Raw genomic sequence first — 1,268 nt, forward strand, 5'->3', positions numbered from 1 at the left:
ATCATGGCAAAAGCCAAGTTCGAACGTAACAAGCCGCACGTAAACGTCGGCACCATCGGTCACGTTGACCACGGTAAAACCACTCTAACTGCTGCTATCGCAACCGTTGCTGCTAAGCATTTCGGTGGTGAAGCAAAAGACTACGCTGCAATCGACTCAGCACCAGAAGAAAAAGCTCGTGGTATTACCATTAACACTTCTCACATCGAGTACGACACCGAAGCACGTCACTACGCACACGTTGACTGCCCGGGCCACGCTGACTATGTTAAAAACATGATCACTGGTGCTGCACAGATGGACGGCGCTATCCTAGTTGTATCTGCAACTGACGGCCCAATGCCACAAACTCGTGAGCACATCCTACTATCTCGTCAGGTTGGCGTACCATACATCATGGTATTCATGAACAAGTGCGACATGGTAGATGACGAAGAGCTACTAGAACTAGTAGAAATGGAAGTTCGTGAACTTCTATCTGACTACGACTTCCCGGGCGATGACACTCCAATCATCAAAGGTTCTGCACTAGAAGCCCTAAACGGCAGCGATGGCAAATACGGTGAGCCTGCGGTTCTAGAACTACTAAACACTCTAGACACTTACATCCCAGAGCCAGAGCGTGACATCGATAAGTCATTCCTAATGCCAATCGAAGACGTATTCTCAATCTCTGGTCGTGGTACTGTTGTAACTGGCCGTGTTGAGTCTGGTATCATCAAAGTAGGTGATGAAGTTGAAATCGTTGGTATCAAACCAACCGCTAAAACCACCTGTACTGGTGTTGAAATGTTCCGCAAACTGCTAGACGAAGGTCGTGCAGGTGAGAACTGTGGTGTTCTACTTCGTGGTACTAAGCGTGAAGAAGTACAACGTGGTCAAGTACTTGCTAAGCCGGGTTCAATCACTCCACACACCCAATTTGACGCAGAAGTATACGTACTGTCAAAAGAAGAAGGTGGTCGTCATACCCCATTCCTAAACGGCTATCGTCCACAATTCTACTTCCGTACCACTGACGTAACTGGTGCAATCACCCTACAAGAAGGTACTGAAATGGTAATGCCAGGCGACAACGTTGAGATGAGCGTGGAGCTTATCCACCCAATCGCTATGGACAAAGGTCTACGCTTCGCTATCCGTGAAGGTGGCCGTACCGTAGGTGCTGGTGTTGTTGCAAACGTAAAAGGCTAATCCTTAATACAAGCAGCAAAACTGCACAACAAACAAAAAGCAAACTCGAAAGGGTTTGCTTTTTGGGTTTTTGG

At 47.6% G+C, this 1,268-nt stretch carries 1 protein-coding gene; it reads left to right on the forward strand.

The annotated features are described in order from the left end of the window. The first annotated feature begins 3 nt into the window (after positions 1-3). Positions 4-1,194, forward strand: coding sequence for an elongation factor Tu (gene tuf, locus B0181_RS11695; RefSeq protein ID WP_078277659.1), 1,191 nt, complete (start codon positions 4-6; stop codon positions 1,192-1,194). The last annotated feature ends 74 nt before the right edge of the window (positions 1,195-1,268 follow it).

It is taken from the genome of Moraxella caviae (assembly GCF_002014985.1).
In the GTDB taxonomy this organism is placed as follows: domain Bacteria; phylum Pseudomonadota; class Gammaproteobacteria; order Pseudomonadales; family Moraxellaceae; genus Moraxella; species Moraxella caviae.